General features: G+C 60.3%; 1 pseudogene. It reads left to right on the plus strand.

Annotated elements, in window-relative coordinates:
• Positions 1-26 precede the first annotated feature (26 nt).
• Positions 27-219 (plus strand): annotated as a pseudogene (locus J5M56_RS26620) (arginine-ornithine antiporter); the annotation flags it as partial.

Below are 219 nucleotides of genomic sequence, written 5' to 3' on the forward strand. Positions count from 1 at the left end.
CTCTGGCAATGTGAACAAGGAACAGCATGAACGAACCAGGACAAAAGCTGCGCCTGGGCGCACTGATCGCATTGGTGGTCGGTTCGATGATCGGTGGCGGGATCTTTTCGCTGCCGCAGAACATGGCCGCCAGTGCCGGCGTCGGCGCGGTTCTAATTGGCTGGGCAATCACCGCAGTGGGCATGCTGACCCTGGCATTCGTGTTCCAGACCCTGGCCA

Origin of the sequence: Pseudomonas sp. 51_B, assembly GCF_017491595.1 — a bacterium.
Taxonomy (GTDB): domain Bacteria; phylum Pseudomonadota; class Gammaproteobacteria; order Pseudomonadales; family Pseudomonadaceae; genus Aquipseudomonas; species Aquipseudomonas promysalinigenes.